Origin of the sequence: Amphibacillus xylanus NBRC 15112, from assembly GCF_000307165.1 — a bacterium.
Taxonomy (GTDB): Bacteria; Bacillota; Bacilli; order Bacillales; family Amphibacillaceae; genus Amphibacillus; species Amphibacillus xylanus.
In genome coordinates this window covers 1,158,056-1,180,197 of sequence record NC_018704.1, presented here as the reverse complement: position 1 = coordinate 1,180,197, position 22,142 = coordinate 1,158,056, and the positions used below count along the sequence as shown (strand labels likewise).

The 22,142-nt window shown below is 33.8% G+C and carries 20 protein-coding genes and 1 other annotated feature; all 20 genes read right to left on the bottom strand.

Annotated elements, in window-relative coordinates; translation table 11 throughout:
* Positions 1 to 6: 6 nt before the first annotated feature.
* Positions 7 to 1,317 (bottom strand): DEAD/DEAH box helicase, encoded by a 1,311-nt coding sequence (locus tag AXY_RS05795; RefSeq protein WP_015009863.1) that lies wholly within the window; start codon positions 1,315 to 1,317, stop codon positions 7 to 9.
* 125 nt (positions 1,318 to 1,442) lie between these two features.
* The gene (locus tag AXY_RS05790) at positions 1,443 to 2,555 is read right to left on the bottom strand and encodes a Nif3-like dinuclear metal center hexameric protein (protein WP_015009862.1); all 1,113 of its coding nucleotides are present in this window, start codon (positions 2,553 to 2,555) and stop codon (positions 1,443 to 1,445) included.
* Positions 2,548 to 3,255 carry a tRNA (adenine(22)-N(1))-methyltransferase gene (locus AXY_RS05785; RefSeq protein WP_015009861.1) on the bottom strand — a complete coding sequence of 236 codons (708 nt, stop codon included), beginning with the start codon at positions 3,253 to 3,255 and terminating at the stop codon, positions 2,548 to 2,550. The genes AXY_RS05790 and AXY_RS05785 overlap by 8 nt, the downstream gene beginning before the upstream one ends.
* Before the next feature lie 20 nt (positions 3,256 to 3,275).
* Positions 3,276 to 3,821, bottom strand: coding sequence for a hypothetical protein (locus tag AXY_RS12270; RefSeq protein ID WP_015009860.1), 546 nt, complete (start codon positions 3,819 to 3,821; stop codon positions 3,276 to 3,278).
* A 162-nt stretch (positions 3,822 to 3,983) separates the two neighbouring features.
* Entirely contained in the window at positions 3,984 to 5,102 is a 1,119-nt protein-coding gene (gene rpoD / locus AXY_RS05775; protein ID WP_015009859.1) for an RNA polymerase sigma factor RpoD, read from the bottom strand.
* Positions 5,103 to 5,140: 38 nt separating this feature from the next.
* The gene (dnaG, locus tag AXY_RS05770) at positions 5,141 to 6,955 is read right to left on the bottom strand and encodes a DNA primase (protein WP_015009858.1); all 1,815 of its coding nucleotides are present in this window, start codon (positions 6,953 to 6,955) and stop codon (positions 5,141 to 5,143) included.
* Positions 6,956 to 7,261: 306 nt separating this feature from the next.
* A complete protein-coding gene (locus AXY_RS05765) occupies positions 7,262 to 8,068 on the bottom strand; it encodes a pyruvate, water dikinase regulatory protein (protein ID WP_015009857.1) in 807 nt (268 codons plus the stop codon).
* Between the two features lie 15 nt (positions 8,069 to 8,083).
* Positions 8,084 to 10,171, bottom strand: coding sequence for a glycine--tRNA ligase subunit beta (glyS, locus tag AXY_RS05760; protein WP_015009856.1), 2,088 nt, complete (start codon positions 10,169 to 10,171; stop codon positions 8,084 to 8,086).
* Positions 10,158 to 11,051: a glycine--tRNA ligase subunit alpha gene (glyQ, locus tag AXY_RS05755; protein WP_015009855.1), complete on the bottom strand. Its 894-nt coding sequence runs from the start codon at positions 11,049 to 11,051 to the stop codon at positions 10,158 to 10,160. The genes glyS and glyQ overlap by 14 nt, the downstream gene beginning before the upstream one ends.
* An 81-nt stretch (positions 11,052 to 11,132) precedes the next feature.
* Positions 11,133 to 11,305: a binding site (T-box leader), on the bottom strand.
* 183 nt (positions 11,306 to 11,488) lie between these two features.
* Positions 11,489 to 13,483 (bottom strand): amidohydrolase family protein, encoded by a 1,995-nt coding sequence (locus AXY_RS05750; RefSeq protein WP_015009854.1) that lies wholly within the window; start codon positions 13,481 to 13,483, stop codon positions 11,489 to 11,491.
* A gap of 129 nt (positions 13,484 to 13,612) precedes the next feature.
* On the bottom strand, positions 13,613 to 14,356 hold the full coding sequence (gene recO, locus AXY_RS05745; RefSeq protein ID WP_015009853.1) for a DNA repair protein RecO: 744 nt from the start codon (positions 14,354 to 14,356) through the stop codon (positions 13,613 to 13,615).
* A gap of 15 nt (positions 14,357 to 14,371) precedes the next feature.
* Positions 14,372 to 14,515, bottom strand: a complete 144-nt coding sequence (locus tag AXY_RS12565; protein WP_081585435.1) for a YqzL family protein — start codon at positions 14,513 to 14,515, stop codon at positions 14,372 to 14,374.
* A gap of 108 nt (positions 14,516 to 14,623) precedes the next feature.
* The gene (gene era, locus AXY_RS05740) at positions 14,624 to 15,529 is read right to left on the bottom strand and encodes a GTPase Era (protein ID WP_015009852.1); all 906 of its coding nucleotides are present in this window, start codon (positions 15,527 to 15,529) and stop codon (positions 14,624 to 14,626) included.
* 16 nt (positions 15,530 to 15,545) lie between these two features.
* Positions 15,546 to 15,929: a diacylglycerol kinase family protein gene (locus tag AXY_RS05735; RefSeq protein WP_015009851.1), complete on the bottom strand. Its 384-nt coding sequence runs from the start codon at positions 15,927 to 15,929 to the stop codon at positions 15,546 to 15,548.
* Positions 15,904 to 16,374: an rRNA maturation RNase YbeY gene (gene ybeY / locus AXY_RS05730; protein ID WP_015009850.1), complete on the bottom strand. Its 471-nt coding sequence runs from the start codon at positions 16,372 to 16,374 to the stop codon at positions 15,904 to 15,906. The genes AXY_RS05735 and ybeY overlap by 26 nt, the downstream gene beginning before the upstream one ends.
* Before the next feature lie 4 nt (positions 16,375 to 16,378).
* Positions 16,379 to 18,556, bottom strand: a complete 2,178-nt coding sequence (locus tag AXY_RS05725; protein WP_015009849.1) for an HD family phosphohydrolase — start codon at positions 18,554 to 18,556, stop codon at positions 16,379 to 16,381.
* Positions 18,557 to 18,985: 429 nt separating this feature from the next.
* On the bottom strand, positions 18,986 to 19,948 hold the full coding sequence (locus AXY_RS05720; RefSeq protein ID WP_015009848.1) for a PhoH family protein: 963 nt from the start codon (positions 19,946 to 19,948) through the stop codon (positions 18,986 to 18,988).
* Positions 19,949 to 19,951: 3 nt separating this feature from the next.
* A complete protein-coding gene (gene yqfD / locus AXY_RS05715; RefSeq protein ID WP_015009847.1) occupies positions 19,952 to 21,172 on the bottom strand; it encodes a sporulation protein YqfD in 1,221 nt (406 codons plus the stop codon).
* Positions 21,169 to 21,474, bottom strand: a complete 306-nt coding sequence (locus AXY_RS05710; RefSeq protein WP_015009846.1) for a YabP/YqfC family sporulation protein — start codon at positions 21,472 to 21,474, stop codon at positions 21,169 to 21,171. Before AXY_RS05710 ends, yqfD begins: the two co-directional genes overlap by 4 nt.
* A gap of 169 nt (positions 21,475 to 21,643) precedes the next feature.
* The gene (locus tag AXY_RS05705) at positions 21,644 to 22,129 is read right to left on the bottom strand and encodes a hypothetical protein (protein ID WP_015009845.1); all 486 of its coding nucleotides are present in this window, start codon (positions 22,127 to 22,129) and stop codon (positions 21,644 to 21,646) included.
* Positions 22,130 to 22,142 lie beyond the last annotated feature (13 nt).

Genomic DNA, 22,142 nt, shown 5'->3' with positions numbered 1-22,142 from the left:
ACTCCTCTACTTTCGATATTTGTCTTTTTTTAATTTACGCTTGATCCGTTCTTGTTCCTTACGTAGTTTTACCTTATATCCTGGTTTAACTTTTTTCGGTCTTTTAACTCTTTTCCACGCTTCTTGATCTAAATCATCTTTTTGATTTCCTCTTAATTTTCGATTATTCCAAGCTTTGACTTCTCGCCATTCGCCTTTAATAATGTCATAATTAGAAAATTCAATACCATCTTCTGTTAATTTAGATAGAAGTGCGCGATCTTGATCGGTATATAAATGAATTGCAGTTCCTTCCATTCCCGCACGTGCTGTTCGGCCAACTCGATGGACAAAGAATTCCACTTCCTTAGGTAATTGTGCGTTAATGACATGACTAACACCTTCAATATCAATACCTCTTGCAGCTAAATCAGTTGCAACAACATATTGATATTTTAGAGATTGAATATCTTTTACAACACGTTTTCTCTCTCTTGCGGAAAGACCACCATGAAGAATACCAACATTTAATCCACGCTGTGATAATTCATGATAAAGCTCATCACAAGCCTCTTTACCATTAGCAAAAATAATAGCCAAGTATGGGTGAATGGTTTGAGCAATTTGACTAATTATTTCTGCTGGATTACGGTGACGTAACGGTACTAAGCGGTTTTCTAATAAATTGGGTGATATTTGATCTTTAATCTCAATAAAAGTCGGGTTCTCCATATATTTCTTTAAGAATGGTTGTAATCGTTTTGGAATTGTTGCAGAGAAGACGAGTAATTGTATGCTAGGACTAGCTTTCACTAAAATTTGATCAATTTCATTGATTAGGCCTAAATCTAGCATTAAGTCAGCCTCATCAACAACAAATGAACGAGCTGTGTATATACTAATTGCGCCTTCGTTCATCAGGTCTAATAGACGTCCTGGAGTTGCTACGATAATATCAGGCTGTTCCGTTAGTTTCTCAATTGTACGTTTTTTATCTGTTCCACCAATAAACAGTTTAGCTTGGATTTGATGTTCTAATCCTGATAATGCCAAGATTTTTTTAACTTGATCAAAAATTTGACTAGCTAATTCTCTTGTTGGTGTTGTAACGACAAATTGTACTTCTTTTTTATTTAATTCTAATTGATTAAATAACGGTAAAAGGAATGCATGCGTTTTTCCTGATCCCGTCTGTGATTGTCCAATAATACTTTCTCCTGTTAAAGCGACTGGGATAACTTGTTGTTGAATTGGTGTCGGTTGCTTAAAACCAAGCTGATCAACAACTTCTTCTAGCCATGGATTTAAGTTAATTGCTTTAAAATCGTATTTTTTCATTGTGAACTCCTTATCTTAAAACGATTTGTCTTACTTATTATAGTCAAAACGACTAAATAATGCACATGATCAAAACAAAAAACTTCAATTCATCTCATTGGAGTAAAATGAATTGAAGTAATACTTTAGATAAATTGAAAAGGTTCAGTGCTTATCTTTGACTCATTCACTTTAATTGCTGAATCCAGTTGTTCTCTTAAATATTCTGATACAGCCTCAACCATTATCACTTCAATGTGGTGCCCAGGGTCAATAATCGATAATCCTTGCGCTAAGGCATCTTGTGCAAAATGAAACGATACATCGCCTGTAATGTAAACATCTGCACCTAATCGTTTAGCATGGTGATAATATTTTTCACCACTCCCACCTAAGACGGCAACTTTCTTAACGATTCGATCTAGTGAGCCTGTTACACGTAAGCCTTCTAACTGGAAAATTTCCTTTAACTCTGCTGATAATTGTCTTAAAGTTTTTTCTGTTTTTAATGTTCCGATACGACCTAATCCATACTTAATACCATCATTTTCTAATTTGATAATATCAAATACTGGCTCTTCATATGGATGAGCCTTTTTGATCGCGTCAATTGCTTGATTTCTTAAATGACTTGGTAATAAATATTCAAGCTTTATTTCATCAACAAAGCTGCGTTTATTTTCCGAACCAATATACGGATTAGCATTATCCATCGGAGTGAATGTTCCCGTTCCTTTTAGACGGAATGAGCAATCTTTATAATCACCTAATTGTCCTACACCTATTTTGGTTATCGCTTGATCAACAACATCTAGATGCGTCTCAGGCACATAAACAAACAATTTATAAAAAGGTTCTTCTACCTCTGGAATGAGTATTTTTGTGTTTTCCAGTTTTAATTTACTCGCCAGTAAATCATTTACACCACCGATCACTACATCCAAATTAGTATGGGCAGCATATACTGTAAGATCATGTTTAATAATCTTTTGAATCAGTTTACCAAGTGGATCTTGATAATTAATTTGCTTTAATGATTTAAAAAGTAATGGATGGTGTGAAATAATTAAGTTTGCACCGATTTCAATCGCTTCATCGACAACTTCTTCTGTGACGTCTAAGCTAACTAAGATTTGCTTGACAGGGTGACTTAAACTACCAATTTGTAAACCAACATTGTCCCAATCAGCAGCTAATTTCTTGGGTACCCAACTCTCTAGTAATTGAACGACCTTACCAACTGATATCTCTTTAGTCATGTTTTATCACCTGCTCAATCCATTTTACTCGACGATTGTATTCAGCTATTTTTGCTACGTCTAAAACCTTAGCTTGCTCCATTTGGTTAATAATTCGTTGATAATTAACTAATTCTCTCTGCCACTTTTTCTTAAATGTATCATTACGTTTCTCCAATAAAAATGGACCAAATAAGCATACTTGATCTGATAAGAATGTAGACTTTGCTTGATCAGATTTGTCTAGCACTAAGATTTCATAAATGTGGCCATCTTCCTCGAGAATATCTTCATCTACTAAGGAAAAATCATTGGCGTTGGCCCACTCACGAATATATTGACTATCTACATTAGGTTGTAGTATAAGTCTTTCAACAGTTTTTAGTGTGTCTTTACCTCGTTCAAGTATTGAACGAATTAAGCCGCCACCCATTCCAGCGATAACTATTTGCTTGACAGGGTGATTTCTAATAACATCTAAACCATCACCTTGAATCACCTGAATTCGCTCTGCTAATTGATATTTTTCCACGTGTTCAATAGCCGCTAAATAAGGTCCTTTATTTAATTCGCCCGCAATTGCCCGAGCTGAATCATCTCGCTGGCAGACTGCAATCGGCAAATATGCATGATCACTACCTATGTCAGCAAATATAGCCTCTTTAGGTAAATATTTTGTAATTGTTTCTAAGCGTTTTGATAATGTAAGTTGTTCTATCATATTTACTAGACACCTGTCCTTTAAAATAAAAATGCAATGAATCCAATAATAAATCCAAATAACGCTAATAAAATTAACAATAGATTTTTTTGTTTAAACCCTAAAATTATCCATAGCAATAGTTGACCAAAGATTATCGTAATAATTAGCCAATATTGTGTAATCCATTGATAGATGACAATCAATGTTAATATAAATAAATTTAGCAAAAAAACTAACAATATGTATTTCAGATTAATTCGATATCGTTTCCACGCGATAATGGATAAGGCCGCAGTTATCAGAAACGTTATCGAAAGTAAAAGTATAATTGATCCAAAGTTTAGATTACTATAAATGATTATAAAAGCAACAATTGGAGTAATCAAAGCATTAAGCAGGATAAACAACAATGTGATAATCTCTGATTGTCTTTTTTTGTTTTCTGTTAATCCAGCTGCTTGCTCGTCCTCTTCACCTTTTGTATACAAGGCAAGTAAATAATCACAATATGCCTCAGGTAGTAGACGATTATCTTTCCAATATTTTATCTCACTAACGATAATTGCTTTTCTCTGCCAATCCACTTAAATTCACCTCTATTTGTAGGTATCAATCAAAAATTAATTACTAATAAAAAAAGTCAATCAAAATCAATTAAAGCTCAACTGATCATGATTGACTTAGCCGAGCTAACAATCAGTTACCCTAAACTAACTAATTGAAAACTCTTGATTACTGTATACGATTTATTCTAGAAAATCTTTAAGTTGCTTACTTCTGCTTGGATGGCGTAATTTACGTAATGCTTTCGCTTCGATTTGTCGAATACGTTCTCGTGTTACACCGAAGACTTTACCTACTTCTTCTAATGTACGTGTCCGTCCATCATCTAAACCGAAACGAAGTCGAAGAACATTTTCCTCACGATCTGTTAACGTATCAAGAACATCTTCTAATTGTTCTTTTAACAATTCATAAGCGGCATGGTCTGATGGTGATGTTACTTCTTGGTCTTCAATAAAATCACCTAAATGAGAATCATCTTCTTCACCAATCGGCGTCTCAAGTGATACAGGCTCTTGAGCAATTTTTAGGATTTCTCTAACTTTTTCAGGCGTTAAATCCATTTCTTTACCGATCTCTTCTGGAGTCGGTTCACGACCTAGATCCTGTAAAAGTTGTCTTTGAATTCGAATTAATTTGTTAATCGTTTCTACCATATGAACAGGAATTCGAATTGTTCGAGCTTGATCCGCAATAGCTCTAGTAATTGCTTGACGTATCCACCAAGTTGCGTAAGTACTAAATTTAAAGCCTTTTCGATAATCAAATTTCTCTACCGCTTTAATTAGCCCCATATTCCCCTCTTGAATTAAATCAAGGAAGAGCATACCTCTACCAACGTAACGTTTTGCAATACTTACTACTAAACGTAAGTTTGCTTCCGCTAATTGCATTTTAGCCTCTTCGTCATTTTGTTCAATTCGTTTTGCTAGTTCCACTTCTTCTTCAGCAGTTAATAAATCAACACGACCGATTTCTTTTAAATACATTCTCACCGGGTCATTAATTTTGATGCCTAAAGGAACACTAATATCTTTAAGATCAAATTCTGCATCATTATTTAAATCCTCTTCATCAGCATCATCTTCACCGAGGTCACTAACCACCTCAATTCCTTGCTCTGATAAATATTCATAAAATTCATCAATTTGTTCAGACTCTAGTTCAAATCGAGCTAGTCGATCCACCACGTCTTCATATAAAATCTCACCTTGTTTTCTACCGAGCTCGACAATTTGTTCTTTCGTCTCATCTAAGGTTAAATCCAGACTATTTGAGTGATCTGGTTGTTTTTTAACCATTAGAAATCCCTCCTTCCAACTTATCCAATCAATTACCATTACTTTTCTTTAAGTTCTTTTTGAATCCGCATAATTTCCATACCTATTTTTGCTGCTTCTAAATAATCTCGATTCATCTCTGCTTGTTTTTGTTTGGCGATAAGTTCACGAATGATACTCTTATCGTCCTGCTCTAAGCGGATAATTCGGATATAATCAGATATTTCATCAGATGAAACATCTGTTGTTATAGGTTCCATCGCTATTTCAATTACTTCACTAATTATTTCATTATCATTTAGGCGTTCAATAAACTGACTTACATTTGCTTGATTACCGTCCTCATAAAACGCATATAGATAGGTAACAATAATTTTGTGCTTCTCAATATTAAATGAAGCCCCTAATGTATGTTTAATTTGTTCAGCAATTGTCCGATCATGTAACATATAAGCAATTAATCTTTTTTCAGCATTGTGATATGCTGGTAATAAGCGTTTCGGCCTATTTTTCAATACGCGCTCATTAGTATGGCTCTTTAAACCCACATTATCCCTAGTTGAGCCTTGTTTTTTCCTTATCTGATCAACATCTTCCAAAATTGCCCCAGGAGAAAGGTCAAACATCTTGGCTATTTCTCGAACATATCGATCACGATCAAGTGCAGATTTTAATTGAGCAATTTCTTCAACAATTAAGCGCATATAAGCAATTTGGTCAGCTTCAACTTTTAAATTAAATTGTCGCTTATGAAAGTTAATGATAAAGCCCATGTAAGTAGAGCTTGCCTCGATCACTTCTTCTTTAAACCTTTTCCCGCCATATTTTTTTATAAACGCATCTGGATCAAGTTGATCTGGTATTGTTGCGACTCTAACTTGGCAGCCGACTTTTTTAAGTAGCTTGGCGACTTTAAATGTCGCATTAATTCCTGCGTCATCGCCATCAAAGCAAATAACGACAGTATCGACATAGCGTCTAATTAAGGCTGCTTGATGTTCAGTTACTGATGTGCCAAGTGAAGCAATGACATTTTTTATACCAGCTTGATACGCTGAAAATACGTCCATATAGCCTTCAAAAAGGATCGCTTGTCCACTTTTTTTCATTTCGCTTCTTGCTAAATCAAAATTAAATAGCATTTTTCCTTTTTGAAACAAAGCAGATTCTGGACTGTTTAAATATTTTGGTTCCAGATTTGTGATCGAGCGTCCAGCAAAGCCGACTGTCTTCGCTAAGTGATTCCGAATTGGAAACACGATCCGCCCTCTCATTCGATCATAAATTTGATTTTGATCACTTCGGGCAAGTACATTCGAAGATACTAATTCCTGTAGATTAAATGCTTTCTTTTCTAAAAATTGTGTCGTAATCTCATTAGAATCCGGGGCAAAGCCAATCTGAAATTGTTCAATCGTTTCATCTGTCAATCCACGATCATTAATATAATTTCTAGCTGTTTCCGCTTCTTTAGCATGAGAAAAAATATGATGATAGAATTTGGTCAAAAGCTCATGTGCTTGTAAACTAACTTGGTCCACAGAATGATTCGAACTGTTGACTTGATTTAAATACCGTTCAGGTAATGAATGACCACTTCTTTGTGCTAAATGAGTGACAGCCTGTTGAAATGTAAAACCTTCTTGCTCCATTAAAAATGTGAATACATTACCACCTTTTCCGCAACCAAAACAATGAAAAATTTGTTTTTCTTGGGTAACAGAAAATGAGGCTGTTTTTTCTCCATGAAACGGACATAAGCCAAAATAATTACGTCCTTGTTTTTTTAATGAGACATATTCACTAATCACGTCAACAATATCATTTGCTTGACGAATCTCATCAATTAATTGTTCGGGAATTTGCGAGACCATATTTTATCACCAACATTTAATTTCTATATAAAATCTAAAAAACCTGCAAGATTCGACAAAAAATTAAAAAATGAATCTAATGGTTCATTTTTTAACTAACAAGTAATAATCACACTCCTAATCGCAAAGATCGTTAATTATTATCTAATATTCTACGTGTATGCCTAACTTTCCTGCAAAAAAAGATGATAACTTATATATCTATCAATCTAGCTTTGCATTAAGGCATCTAAGTTTTTTCCACAAATAATAATTATAGTACATTTATCTTAAAAAAGCTATGGTTCTATCTGAATAATATCGGTTTTATCTTGTCATTTGGATTTGCAAAATTAAATTAGCTGTTTCTTCAACCGCTTTATTTGTCACATCAATGACCGGACAACCTAAATATTCGACAATATTTTCAAAATAATCCAATTCTTCTCTTATACGATTTACGTTAGCATAATTTGCACTAGGTCTTAAGCCTAGGGTTTTTAAGCGTTCTTTACGAATTTCATTTAATTCAACAGGACTAATTTTTAGGCCATAGCATTTACTTGGGTCCGTTTGATAAAGTTCTTTTGGTGGATCCACCTCTGGTACAATCGGAACATTCGCTACTTTATAGCTTTTCATAGCTAAATATTGTGATAAAGGCGTTTTAGACGTTCTTGACACACCTATTAAGACAATATCCGCTTTTTCAATTCCACTTGGGTCTCGTCCATCATCATAGCGAACTGCAAATTCAATCGCTTCAATTCGTTTAAAATAGGATTCATCTAACTGATAAGCAAGGCCTGGTACCATTTTTGGTTTTTGTTTTAACAAGCGACCAAGCGCATCAATAATGGGTCCATTAATGTCTATCACCTCAACACCAAGTTCTGAAGCCAAGTGTTGCGTGTATTGACGTAATATTGGATTCACAAGTGTATAACAAACTAGAGCTTCGTTCTTTGAAGCTCTAGTTAATATTTGATTAATTTGTTCTGGTTTTTCTATATAAGGTGAACGAATGAGCTGGTAGCTTTCTGTACGATTAAATTGCAATAAAGATGATTGAATAACTTTATCGACAGTTTCTCCAGCAGAATCAGAAATTAGAAAAATATACGGTTTAGTCATCATCTCACCTCTAGTCTAAAAATGCTGCTTCCACTCAATATCTTTAAAATTAGCTAATTGATTAATTAAACGAGCAATGCCATTTAACAATGCAATTCGGTTATTTTTAACTGCCTCATCATCAACCATCACAAGCGTCTGATCAAAGAATTGTTCGATTTTTGGTGCTAATTGTTCTAATAGTTGTAGTGCATCTTCAAATAGCCCTTCGTTTACCTTCGATTCATAGCTAGACTTAATTTCGTTAAACGCTGAATACAATGCTTGCTCACTATTATTTTCAAATAGTTCATCAGTTACTTGATAATCTAATTCAAGCTTAGCGATATTCACAACCCTACCTAGTGCCTCTTGACTTTGTTTAAAAGACTCATCTTGACGTTTTCTTTCCAAAAGCTTGGCTTTATTTAACAGATGTGAAATCACTCCAATTTGTTGATGAGTGACTGCTTTAATAATGTCATGCGATACGTTTTCTTCTTTAACTAAATAACTAATTCGTCCTTGAATAAAGTCCATCACTGATGCTCTAACTTGATCGTGTTGATCTAAGTCAATTAATCCTTGTTTAAATTGATCTAATGCAATATCTACAATCGTTTCAAAATTAATTAGCCAATTCTGTTGTTCAAGAATTTGGATAATGCCCATTGCTTGACGTCTTAATGCGTATGGATCTTGTGAGCCCGTTGGAATAAGGCCAATTCCAATACAACCAACGATTGTATCAATTTTATCGGCAATACTTAAGATTGAACCTATCGTTGAATTCGGCAATTGATCATTCGCATGACGTGGCATATATTGTTCATTAATTGCTTTTGCAACTTCTGGATCTTCACCAAAAATTAAGGCGTATTTTTCACCCATTACACCTTGTAATTCAGGGAACTCATCTACCATTTGTGATACTAAATCAAATTTACTAATTGTTGCAGCGCGTTCCACTTGATTGATTTCACTATTCGATAATCCAAGTTGGTCTGCAATTGCAACAGCATTAGCAGTTACGCGCTTTACTTTCTCTGCAACTGTGCCTAATTGCTGTTGGAAAATAATTTTCGTTAATTTTTCATTATTTTCTTCGATAGATTTCTTTTGATCTTCCTCATAGAAAAATAAACCGTCAGCTAAACGTGCATTTAATACTTTCTCATTTCCTCTAGCGACATTCTCGATAAAATCTTTATTTCCATTTCTCACACCAATAAAGAACGGGAGTAATTTTCCATCATGATTACGAACAGGGAAATAACGCTGATGTACTTTCATTGACGTAATTAATACTTCTTCAGGAACAGTTAAATAATCTTCACTAAATGTACCGTAGAAAATTGTTGGAAATTCAACTAAATCAGTGACCTCTTCAACTAAATCATTATCGAGATCTATTTGCCAATTGTTATGATCAGCTAATTCATTAAGCTGAGATAAAATATCTGCTTGACGATTGTTTCGATCTGCAATAACAAATTGCTCACGTAAAATGGATTCATAGTTTAAAGGATCGTTAATTGTAACTTTCCCACCTAAGAATCGATGTCCAACAGTTACGTTACCTGTCTTCACGCCTTCAATCTCAAAATCAATGATCTGATCATTCTGTAAAGCAATAAGCCATTTAATCGGGCGAATATATCTTAATTTGCTCGTTCCCCAGCGCATATTTTTAGGAAAGTTCATTGATAAAATAACATCTTTAAATGTTGGCAAAATGTCATTTACGTGTTTTCCAGGAGTAAACTTTTTAACAAAGATATATTCAGTTCCTTTAACATCTTGAAAATAAATATCATCGACAGATACACCTTGACCTTTAGTAAAACCAATTGCTGCTTTTGACCAGTTACCAGCTTCATCATGGGCAATTTTTTTAGCTGGACCTCTTACTTCTACTTCTAAATCTGGTTGCTTACCAATTAAATCAATAATTTGAATAGCAAAACGTCGTGGTGTAATAAATGTTTTCAGCGTGCCATAAGTCAATCGATTATCCTCTAACCATTCGATTGTTCGATTTTTTAATTGTTTTTCTGTTTCGATTATATATCTTGCTGGCATTTCTTCTAAGCCAACTTCAAATAATACATTAGTTGTTGACATGTGAATCACCTTCCTCTTTCAACATTGGAAAGCCTAACTTCTCTCTTTCCTGAACATATAACTTTGCAATTTCCCGTGCTAAATCTCGCACTCTTCCAATGTAACCTGTTCTTTCAGTTACTGAGATCACACCTTTTGCATCAAGTAAGTTAAATGTGTGTGAGCATTTTAATACATAGTCATAAGCTGGAAAAACTAAACCTTTCTCCATTAATTGTTGAGCTTCTTGTTGATACTGATTAAATAAATTAAAGAGCATCTCAGTATTCGACTCTTCAAAAGTATATCTAGAATGTTCATATTCAGGTTGATAAAAGATATCTCTTACAGTTACACCTTCTGTCCAAGTTAAATCAAAGACATTTTCTTTGTCTTGAATATAAGATGCGAGTCGTTCAATTCCATAAGTTATTTCTACAGAAACAGGGCTTGCCTCTAAACCACCAATTTGTTGGAAATATGTGAACTGGGTAATTTCCATACCATCTAACCATACTTCCCAGCCTAATCCTGCAGCACCAAGTGTTGGGTTTTCCCAGTTGTCTTCAACAAAACGAATATCATGTTTTAACGGATCGATATTTAATGCTTTTAGCGATTCGAGATAAAGTTCTTGAATCTCGTCTGGTGAAGGTTTCATTACTACTTGAAACTGATGGTGCTGATAGAGACGGTTTGGATTATCACCATATCGTCCATCATTAGGACGTCTTGAAGGTTCCACGTAAGCAACATTCCATGGCTCTGGTCCTAAACTACGCAATAACGTCATTGGTGACATCGTTCCTGCACCTTTTTCAGTATCGTATGCTTGCATTAATAGACACCCTTGGTCACTCCAAAACTTTTGCAATGTTATAATCATCTCTTGAATATGCATGATTTTTTTCCTCCAATTTTAACACTCAATTTTAAAAATAATTAATGAGAAAATCCCGTCTCTATGCCTTATAAATTAAGACATAGGGACGGGATTTCCGCGGTTCCACCCTATTTACTAAAGATATTATCTTTAGTCACTTTTAAAGTAAATGTTCCAGAGCGCCCTTCAATCAATTGTTATCTCTGGCTCTCACCGTCCCAGATTCGCTAAAATAACAAATTAGATCAAATCTTCTCTTTCATCACATATAATAAAATTATAGTTAATTTTGTAAGCTTTGTCAATTCTCTAACGATATTAAAGCATCGCTTAATTTTTGTTAAAAGAGACGAGTCACTTTAAATTTTAAAAATGACATAGCTAACATTTGCAGGATAACTGCACATGCATTCAGTTTAGATTGCTCGTCTCGTTACTTTCAGTTAATGATTTAACTAGTTCTTTGTTTTCTTTAACCTTAACCAAAATATGATACTTAGGCCTAATACTACAAGTAATAACACTAGAATTAACAAGTAATATCCATTACTACTGTTTTGATCAGTTGAAGATTCAACGATTTCATCAGTAACACTATCAGAAGCTTCATCTAATTCGCCATCTGCATCTTCGTAATCATTAACTTGTTCGGATGACTCTATTGTTGAAAGTGAAAGACCATCGTCATGAGTATCTACATTGTATTTAGTAGCCAATATTTGCTCTACACTATGCATTGGCATATAGACAGCTTCCTTATATAAAATCGGTTCACCTGATAAAATAAATTCTTCTCCATCGAAAATAGCGTTGTTACTTCCCACCGTTAAATTAATTGTTTCATCAATATCAATAACACCGTTTTTAAAACTTTGTACCGGCAAATCTAATTGTTCAAATAGCGCTAATGGTAAATACATATCATCTTTTAATTGATACACATTTTCAATTATTACTGATGTTTCATCAACTGTTAGATGAAAATCTTCCGGCTTAAGGTGCGCTATTTCTTCAACAAAATATGACCGAATTGGCTTACCTGGTTTCTCAACGTTGACTAAGCCGTCTTTATTTTTAACAACAACACCATTAACTAAAACATATTCTACTCCTACCGAGTGAGTGCCAGGAAACTCTACAGTGGCCTTATCAATAATTGTTTCCGGATTAAATATAGTAATATCAGCATCAGCACCCACTTCAATTCGTCCTTTATAATGCATCGCTGGCGCAGCACTTTCCATTCTTTTTGCTGGAAAGTATGATGTTTTTTTGATTGCATCCATCATACTTAAAACTTGTTCTTCTCTAACATATCGTCCAAAAAGTCTACTATAAGCACCCGCTCCTCGAGGATGATTATTATGACTCGGCTCAATGATTGTATCACTTCCAATCATTGTATCTGGATCTTTCAAAAGCATATACAATTCATTCATAGGCATTGATCCATGAGCGGCTACTAATAAGTGCTGTTTTCTATATTCGTCAAAAGTATCTTTTGTAATTCTTATATCAGTTGCACCAATTTGTAGATCTTCGTAAGTGATTTTGAATCGTTCTTGCCAACCTGGTCTAAATCTAGCAGAGTTAATATAAGTTGCCCAAAAATCATACGGATAAAAATCAGTTGTAATATCTAAACCGCTTTTTTTTGCGTTTTTAACCATATCTAGGGCTTGATCCATTACGAAAGTTCCACCAGTACTATTAATATGCATGATATGTATACTAGCACCCGTTTCATTTCCGTAATCGATTACTTCTTGAATACCTTCTAAACCCTTTTCTTCATCAGAATATCTCAAGTGATAAAAAGTAGGAACGTCATACTCGGCAGCTAACTCTAATAATGGTTTAACTTCATGTTTTACTCCTGGTACATATTCAAAACTAAAAGATATACCTAGAGCACCATTTTCAATATTTTTTCTTGTTTCCTCTACTAATCTCTCAATATCTGATTCGTTAACCATTTCCGTATCAATTCCAGCTCCAACAATTGGCCATCGAAGTCTAGTAACAAAACTTGAAGCACCGAAATTTGTGATGACACCTTGTTTTGCCCAGTTTGAATACCAAGTTTCGGCATCTTCTGTACCGCCATGCATGGCTAAATTACTAGTAACACCGTCAAAAACTTTAAATTCAATTCCAACATGATTGGGATCATAAGATACTAAATCAATAAAGCCTGGTGATATTACAAGGCCACTTGCATCTATTTCTGTAATTCCGGATAAATCCTCTTGAGTTATTCGCTCAATTTTTGATTCATTAATTCCAATATTATAATTATGTAACTCGTGGTCTGTTGAAGGATTATAAATCGTTCCTCCTTTAATAACTACATCAAATGTTGCTTCTACAGCATGTGAAACTGGAATCAAATTAAAAAATAAAAGAAAAACGATAATAGTAATAAACAATTTTTTTTGCTTTTTCTTCATACTAAATTTCCTCTCTTTATCTAGCAAACATAGAATTACTATGAATACGCAATGGATCTATTTAATTTTTTAAAAAATAATAACGTTAACTATCAATAATAATAATCGTTGACTGATATTTTCCCTTTTTCACTTCAATAAATGAATCTGTTTTAAAAATTTCCTTGATTTTAGTGTTAAGCCACCGTATGTTTCGTAATACTGCTCAAGAATTTGACGAATGACTTCTTTATTCTCAGCTTTAACATTAATATTAGCAACCCTATTCATATCGATTTCAGAAAATAATTTTAATAATTTATATTGCGTTTGATTAATAGGACGATGATTTGGATCAATAGCCAAACACCTTTGACAAAGTACTCCTGCTTCTTTAATAGAAAATGCATTAATTTGATCTGTTCGTTGGCAATTTTGACATCGATCTATGGTCGGTGCAAACCCGGCAACATTATATAATTTCATTTCATACATCAGTGTTAATACTAACGGATCTTTAAAATCAGTGATTCCTTGTAAAGTTAATAATAACTGTTGGTATACATAATAATTAGGTTGCTTTTCATCAACTAAAACATTTGTTAATTCCGCTAAATAACTAGCATATGCTGTTAAAAAAATATCTTCTCTTATTTTCCGATGTGAATTAACAACATCACCTTGCTCTAAAATACTCAAACCTCTTCCTAACCGCACAAGATATTCACCATGAATAAACAACTGTGTGACAGCTGCCATTCTACTTCTCGGCTTTTTAGCTCCTCGTGCAAGTACACCTATTTTTCCAAGCTTATCAGTTAAAAGTGTTGCAATAAGATGTGTTTCCCCATAGTTTTGAGTCCGGATAATAACACCCTCTACCTTTTCTAGCAATTTTCTATCCATCCTTTAATCAACAGGTTCTGTTTGATCTGAATTTGTTTCTTCATTTATAATTAATTCTTCACTGACTTCAACATCATAGTCCTTCATCAGTAGATATGTTTCGATATTTCCAGTTTTACTAAAAACGATCCAAGGTAAATTATGCATTGTAGCCCCACCTTCCTCCTTTTAGTTAAAATATCTACATACTTAGAATGACCAATGTTTATCAATCAATGTTGATAAATTATTACCATGAATATTTCAATTTGCCCCTTAATAATTGTCTTCATTATAGCCAAATTCGTGTAAATAATGAGCTCGGTTACGCCAATTTTTCTGTACTTTAACCCACAAGTTTAGATATACTTTTGAACCCAGCAAGCGTTCAATATCCTTTCTTGATCTCATACCAATTTGTTTTAGCATAGAGCCTTGTTTACCGATAATTATCCCTTTTTGGGAGGGTCTTTCAACAATAATTGAAGCATGAATTTGGACTTTTTCTCCTTCTTGACGCTCAATTTTATCAATGACAACAGCTAACGAATGAGGGATTTCTTCTTTAGTTAATTGAAGCGCTTTTTCTCGAATAAATTCACTAATAATGAATCGCTCTGGGTGATCAGTAATTTGATCATCAGGATAAAATTTAGGACCTTCATTCAATTGTTCTTTCAATAATGATAATAAATGGTCAACATTATTACCCTCTAATGCAGAAATCGGTACAATCTCTTTAAAGTCATATTTATCTTTATACTCGACAATTAAATCGAATAGCTGATCAGGATGAATCTGATCAATTTTGTTAATGATTAAATAGACTGGCTTATTGACTTCTTCCAAACGGTCAATAATAAATTGATCACCTCGACCATAGCCTTCTTTCGCATTGATCATAAATAAAATAGCGTCAACTTCATTTAATGTATTTGTTGCAATTTTCACCATGAAGTCACCGAGTTTATGTTTCGGTTTATGAATACCAGGTGTGTCGATAAAAACAATTTGTGCTTCATCATCAGTATAAACACCTTGGATTGTATTTCGTGTTGTCTGTGCTTTATCACTCATTATGGCAATCTTTTCTCCAATAACACGATTTAAAAAAGTTGATTTCCCAACGTTTGGTCGTCCGATAATTGTGATAAAACCTGATTTGTATGTTTCTTGATGCATGTTCTAGCCTCCATATTTATAAAGTAAACCATTCAATAAACTTTGGGATGAAAATAATGATCCCGACAATAAAAGCAACGATACTGCTTACCAACACAGCGCTAGCAGTTAAATCTTTAATCGATCCTACGACTGGATGCCAGTTAGGCGCTAAATGATCCAACATTGTTTCTACCGCTGTGTTAATAAGTTCTGCGGTAATCACAAAGCCAATCATTAAAATTAAAAGTACCCACTCAAGTAATGATATAGAAAAAATAAAACCACCGATTATAACAAGTAAAGCAATCGTAAAGTGAATTCTAATATTAATCTCATTTTTAAATGCAATTTTCAAACCGTTAATCGCGTAGCTAAACCCAACACGTTTTTTTTTATTTTCTCGGAAGCCCAAACGCATTTAAAATATCCTCTTGTTTTTTAAACATTTCCTGTTCTTGATCATATTCAATATGATCATAGCCGAGTAAGTGTAAAAATCCATGTAAAGCTAAAAATCCATATTCTCTTTCCAAGCTATGCTCATATTCTTCGGCTTGTTCTTCGGCTTTATCCACGGAAATAACGATGTCACCAAGGTTTAGTGGTGGTAATTGATCACCTTTAATTTCGATCTCCCCTTCAACTGAATCTTGTAATGCAAATGAGATGACATCTGTCGGTTTATCAATACCTCGATAATTACGGTTTAACTCTTGGATCGTGTCGTTATTTACAAATGAAATAGACATTTCAGCATCCGGACTAACGCCTTCTTCTTTTGCGGCAAAAATAATGAGATCTTGAATAAGCTTTATATAACTTTCATCAATTAAATTTGTTTCATCAATAAACTCTATATTCATTTTACTATGCCTCCTTTGACTCTTTTGGATATTGAATTCTAGTATGATATATACCTGTCAATGTTTCACTTATCGTTTGTTTAATTTTCGTTAGTTCTTTAAAAGTTAAATGACTGTCATCTAACTGGCCGTCTTGCAAACGATCTTTAATAATATTATTAATTAATTGATCAATTTTCTCTTTTGTTGGCTGTTCCATTGATCGAACAGCTGCTTCAATCGGATCACATAATGAAACGATGGCTGATTCCTTTGTTTGCGGTAGTGGTCCTGGATAGCGATATAAAGATTCAGAAACATCTTTATTTATTTCTTTCTCTTTGTAATAAAAATATTTTAATAGCGACGTACCATGATGTTGTTGAGCAATATCAATAATCTCTTTCGGCATTTTATGCTCTTTTAATATCTTAGCTCCATCGTATGGATGAGCAATAATAATTTCAGCACTTTGCCATGGATCAATAAAATTATGCGGGTTATCCATTCCCATTTGATTTTCGATAAAATAATGTGGTCGCTTCGTTTTACCTAAATCATGATAATATGACGCTACTCGAGCTAGTAATCCATTTGCACCTATTGCTTCACACGCTGCTTCACTTAAGTTTGCTACCATTACACTATGATGATATGTTCCTGGTGCTTCTGTAAGAATTTTTCTTAATAATGGGTGATTTGGATTTGCTAATGTTAATAATTTCGTATCAGATAATAATTTAAGTACGGTTTCAAAAAATGGTAATGCTCCAATAGCTACAATACCTGAAATTAAGGCTGAAACGTAAGCAAATATGACAAACTTAAGTATATCTGATAACTGATAACTATCATAAGATAGAAAAACAAAACTTAAGATTACCAACACGTTTACAATACCAGAAATCGCAACTGTTTTAAATATTGCAATCCGATCTTTTATCGCAATCAATGTAGCGATACTACATAATTGTGCAGCTAAGAAGTACATACCAACCTCTAAATTTAACGAACCGGGTATTTGTTCGTTAAATATGATCGTACCAACAACTGAAAAAACAATAGAAAATAAAATGGCTAAACGTTCTCTAAATAAAATTTTAATCAATATTGCTCCAGTTGCAATCGGCATCAGTAAAAATAGCTTATTAGCATCGACACTAAACAAACTAACACCTTTCATTAAGCCAATTGTCACGACTGAAATAATAACAAGTGTAAATAAGTGGTTGAATTGTAGGTGCTGTTTATCCAAATAAGCGATTAAACCATAGCAGATTAATGATAATAATAAAATGACAAAAACAACAAGTCCGATTACCGGGAATAAATTGCGGTCACTATTTAATAAACCAACTAATTCTAATTTATCATAAATTTCATTTGTAATCGTTTGCCCTTCTCGTACGATTATCTCACCAGCACGAATCATGGCCGGCTCTACATTATTGATGGCTTGACTTTCCGCTTCTAATGTATCCTCTAATGAAAAGAATGAATTTTCAACTAAGGCAAATTCACCTACACTTACTAAACTGTTTTTCAATTCGTTATTAAGTGATGAATATTGAAAACGTTGAGCTAGTTGTGCCTTAGCATCATCCAAATTTTCTTGCTTTATCCCTTCATTGAAGATTTCATTTAGAGTTGTAGTTAGTAGTTCATACGCAATTCCCTTTTCTCTGTCACTAGCAGTGATTAAAAGGGTGAGAGCCTCATCTGTCAAATTCTCTACTAGTTCTTGGCTTGCTAACTGCTTAAACTCTATTATCTTATCTGCTGTTGTTTTTCCAGGCGGAGCAGGATCATTTTTAATTACACTGTTAGTTGATAATTGATCATCTTGTTCTGTTTGATCATCTTCTTGTTCAACAGTTTTCGGCGGTTGATTAACTGTTTCAATAACTTCAAATAGTTCATTAATATATTTAATTCTTTCCTCTGCAACCTCTGGTGAAATTAGATAGCGATCTTCAACAGCATTTAGTGCCTCTCGCTTTCTACGTTCCGTTTCTCTCGTATCTTCAATACTTATCGGCGATTGGATCGTATCGTTTGAAATGCTATACCTTTCAATTTCATAAGTTTCTGTATAGACATTCGTTAACGTCGAAAGGAAAATAGTAATGCCAATGATTAATAAAGTAATTATGACTTGAAGTGGTCTATTTATTTTTTTAAATTGATTGATTATATTTTTCATCGTTAAGGAACTCCTTAAAAACTATTTACTTATAGTTTATCACAGAATCAACTAAAATTTATCTAGATCATTAGAAATTATTTCAATATTAAGCAACGAGAGCTAATTATTCACTAAGGATATGGTTGTGTATATTTTTACGATCAAGTATTAATTGTACTAATAAATCCTGACTCATTTAGTAAGCGATTCCGATCATAATTGTTGGACAAAAAGAGCAGGTGAAATATGTGTTAACCTTACGGGATGGCAATTACCGAAGTTCTGCTAAGGCAAGAGATCATTACTTGACTTAGTTTACTGTGGCGCTACCCGAGGAAAATAAACATATTTCACCTGCGTAAGTCATTTACACTTTAAGTTATTAAATATAACCTCACTTAGTTTATTAATTGAGCGTGATCATTTAATAATCTTGTTTTTATAAGCTTACATATCCTTTGATTCATATGCAGCAATGATTTTCTGCACAACTGGGTGACGAACAACGTCTTGTTGTTTTAGATAAACAAAAGAAATCCCTTTTATATCGGCTAGGATTTGCTGAACTGTTTTCAAACCAGAGACAGTTCGATTTGGTAAATCTACTTGAGTTAAATCACCCGTAATAACCATTTTAGAACCGAAACCTAAACGGGTTAAAAACATCTTCATTTGCTCTGGTGTGGTATTTTGAGCCTCATCTAGAATAACAAACGCATCATCTAGCGTACGACCACGCATATAGGCAAGAGGTGCAATTTCGATCGTTTCACGTTCAATCAAGCGTGTTGTATGTTCATAGCCTAATACGTCGTGTAAAGCGTCGTACAGCGGTCTTAAATAGGGATCTACCTTTTCTTTAAGGTCACCTGGTAAGAAACCCAAACTCTCACCAGCCTCTACTGCAGGTCTGGTTAAAATAATTTTCTTAATATCTCCGGATTTTAATGCGCTAACAGCCATTACAACGGCTAAATATGTTTTTCCAGTCCCGGCTGGACCGATACCAAATACTAAATCGTTATTTTTAATTTCTTTAACATATTCACGTTGCCCTAATGTCTTCACACGAATAGCTCGTCCTAGTGCATTTCGCATAATTGTTTGATCAAATAAACTATAAAATTGATCAACTTTCCCTTGCTTCGCCAATTCAACAGCATAAATGACGTCTCTTTCAGAAATTGATAATCCACGTCTAATTACCGTTAATAGTGCATTAAGCACATCAGTTACGAGTAGGCGTTTTTCAGAATTTCCTTGGACCATAATTTCTTGTCCTCGTGTAACGATTGAAATATCAAGTTTTGCTTCAAGTTGTTTTAAATGAGCATCATTTGTTCCGAATAAACTCATTGCTTCTGCTGGATCAGAAATTGTTAAATCAATTCGTTGTAATTCATCTGACATACATTAATCTCCTTGAATAGTCTCGATTGTATTCACGATATTTTCTTTAACTGTGAAGTATACGTGTAAGTTTACTTTACCATTCTCAAAAGATTGATGCAAAATTTTTTCGTTAATTATTGAACTCGTTTGGTCTAAATTTCGAAGTAAATTCTGACGAGCTTGTTGTAAGCCTATTTCTACTGCTTGTTCTACAGATCGTTCTTGATTTATAATTTCTACTTCTTTATGGGTTTGACTTAGAAATGCTATCGGTATTGTCCAATCAAAGACAGTAAGTGTATGCTGATCGAGCTCAATCTTTTCCTGTTCAAAGTTTGTTGAACCAAAACCCCAAATAGGCATTTTAAATGAACCGAATTGAAGATAATATTTATTTTTAAATTCACCTGTTTCAATGTGATAGTTTCCTTCTAAAGCGACTTCTAACTTTGTCTCATACCAGGTCGTTGCATAAATTTCTGCCTCAACCTCGATTAATTGTTCATCTTGATTCTCAGTATTATCATCTTCATCATTTTGATTTAAATGATTTAGCTGACCTGTCACTAGAAGTTGTCCCTTTTTAACAAAATCATTGACTTCAACTAATGGTCTTCCTTTAGCAACAAACATTTCACTAATGACTCCATCTTTTTTAGCATAGATATGCGTTCTTTGTTGTCTCTCTTTAACCTCTGGTTGCTTCTTTGTGATGACTTCGAGCTGATAATTGACTCCATTAGGCGTAATACCAACCCAAAGGATATTAGGATAGTCAGTCAAAATCTTAGATTGAATTTGATCTGGCTTGTCCATTAAAAGCTTTAGCTTTCCTTTTTTGATGCCATAATTGTTCAGACTCGTTAAAAGTTGTTTTTCCATTTCAGTCGGAACACCTTCGATTTGGATAAATAATATTGATTGTGTTAAATAGAGAAATACTAAGCAAGCTATGAATAAACTTATTAATAGTTGATGAAAATTTTTTAACCGTTTTATGAAAAAAGGCATTCCTTTTTTACGAACAAACGATAATTTGTAATGTGTCTGGCGACGAATCTTTCTAAGCTTATGAATATCATCCACGTAAACATCTGCCAGACATTCAAGTTCAGACTGTTTTCTAATTGACCAGACCGGAATATTACGACGAGCACATAAATCAAAAAAACGCTCTGGATAATGTCCCATTACTTTAATTGTCACGTATCCTTTGAACCATAATGGTTTTAACTGTTTCATGATTCCACTCCATTTTTATCAGTTCTATGATTCATTTCTAGTGAAGTGATTTTACCTTCAACTAACATTTCAGCAGTAAGGAGCATCTTGATTACTAATCCTCGTCCTTTTATGACTAACTGACCATTTGAAATGTTAAGAACTATCTCAGTTGAAGTAAATCTAACGATTCCATGATGATTTTCAATATATACGTGGATATCACCAATCATCGTAATCCGTGGCAATTCCAAATGGGATGTAATTAGCATACTAGCATTTGTTTTTTTCATTTTATCGAAAATTGATCGTAATTTCCGCACGGAATCGCCTCCCTCACTTTTCAAGATATGATCTTAAGCCGATAATCAGAACTATTCATGATTAAAAATATTGATTAACTATATGTCGTTTAGACAAAAAAACTGCACGATAATTGTTGATGTTACTTTTACAATTATCGTGCAGTTAGATTTATTTTGATAAATAGTTTTACCTATTGCGCATATGATACGGACGTTTAGCTAATGGTTGACCTAATATTTCTGCCATCACAAAGCTTCTTGCTAAATTCTTCTTTGTCATGTATTTATCTAAGCCTAAATTTTCTTTAGGGATAGCCTTATTTCGTGACGCAGAAACTAGACGATTTTCTAAATTCTCATACTTAGGTGTGTCATCATTATTTATACCGCTAATTGTCGAATCAATTGAGATATTTAAATCTTTACGTAATTTTTCAAATGGGTTTTGCTGTTGATCTTCACTTTGCCAATTGTTACCTTCAAATCGCTCAAACCGTTCTAGCTTTGGTTGTGAAACCGGCTGATTCGTTTGGTATTTAATCTCGGGTATTGATTTTGGTTTATGTTGAGCGCTTTTATTTGTTTCCTGCTTATTTTTTTCATTTTTTGACTTAAGCACAGAGCTACCGATAACGAAGGCAAATGTCAATACAGCAATAATCAAATCTTCCATATTGACACTCCTT

What these genes read in the sequence shown, in the direction of transcription:
- AXY_RS05795 (WP_015009863.1), bottom strand. Translation starts at nt 1,317, where the DNA reads ATGAAAAAATACGATTTTAAAGCAATTAACTTAAATCCATGGCTAGAA.
- AXY_RS05790 (WP_015009862.1), bottom strand. Translation starts at nt 2,555, where the DNA reads ATGACTAAAGAGATATCAGTTGGTAAGGTCGTTCAATTACTAGAGAGT.
- AXY_RS05785 (WP_015009861.1), bottom strand. Translation starts at nt 3,255, where the DNA reads ATGATAGAACAACTTACATTATCAAAACGCTTAGAAACAATTACAAAA.
- rpoD (WP_015009859.1), bottom strand. Translation starts at nt 5,102, where the DNA reads ATGGTTAAAAAACAACCAGATCACTCAAATAGTCTGGATTTAACCTTA.
- dnaG (WP_015009858.1), bottom strand. Translation starts at nt 6,955, where the DNA reads ATGGTCTCGCAAATTCCCGAACAATTAATTGATGAGATTCGTCAAGCA.
- AXY_RS05765 (WP_015009857.1), bottom strand. Translation starts at nt 8,068, where the DNA reads ATGACTAAACCGTATATTTTTCTAATTTCTGATTCTGCTGGAGAAACT.
- glyS (WP_015009856.1), bottom strand. Translation starts at nt 10,171, where the DNA reads ATGTCAACAACTAATGTATTATTTGAAGTTGGCTTAGAAGAAATGCCA.
- glyQ (WP_015009855.1), bottom strand. Translation starts at nt 11,051, where the DNA reads ATGCATATTCAAGAGATGATTATAACATTGCAAAAGTTTTGGAGTGAC.
- AXY_RS05750 (WP_015009854.1), bottom strand. Translation starts at nt 13,483, where the DNA reads ATGAAGAAAAAGCAAAAAAAATTGTTTATTACTATTATCGTTTTTCTT.
- AXY_RS12565 (WP_081585435.1), bottom strand. Translation starts at nt 14,515, where the DNA reads ATGCATAATTTACCTTGGATCGTTTTTAGTAAAACTGGAAATATCGAA.
- era (WP_015009852.1), bottom strand. Translation starts at nt 15,529, where the DNA reads ATGCATCAAGAAACATACAAATCAGGTTTTATCACAATTATCGGACGA.
- AXY_RS05735 (WP_015009851.1), bottom strand. Translation starts at nt 15,929, where the DNA reads ATGCGTTTGGGCTTCCGAGAAAATAAAAAAAAACGTGTTGGGTTTAGC.
- ybeY (WP_015009850.1), bottom strand. Translation starts at nt 16,374, where the DNA reads ATGAATATAGAGTTTATTGATGAAACAAATTTAATTGATGAAAGTTAT.
- AXY_RS05725 (WP_015009849.1), bottom strand. Translation starts at nt 18,556, where the DNA reads ATGAAAAATATAATCAATCAATTTAAAAAAATAAATAGACCACTTCAA.
- AXY_RS05720 (WP_015009848.1), bottom strand. Translation starts at nt 19,948, where the DNA reads ATGTCAGATGAATTACAACGAATTGATTTAACAATTTCTGATCCAGCA.
- yqfD (WP_015009847.1), bottom strand. Translation starts at nt 21,172, where the DNA reads ATGAAACAGTTAAAACCATTATGGTTCAAAGGATACGTGACAATTAAA.
- AXY_RS05705 (WP_015009845.1), bottom strand. Translation starts at nt 22,129, where the DNA reads ATGGAAGATTTGATTATTGCTGTATTGACATTTGCCTTCGTTATCGGT.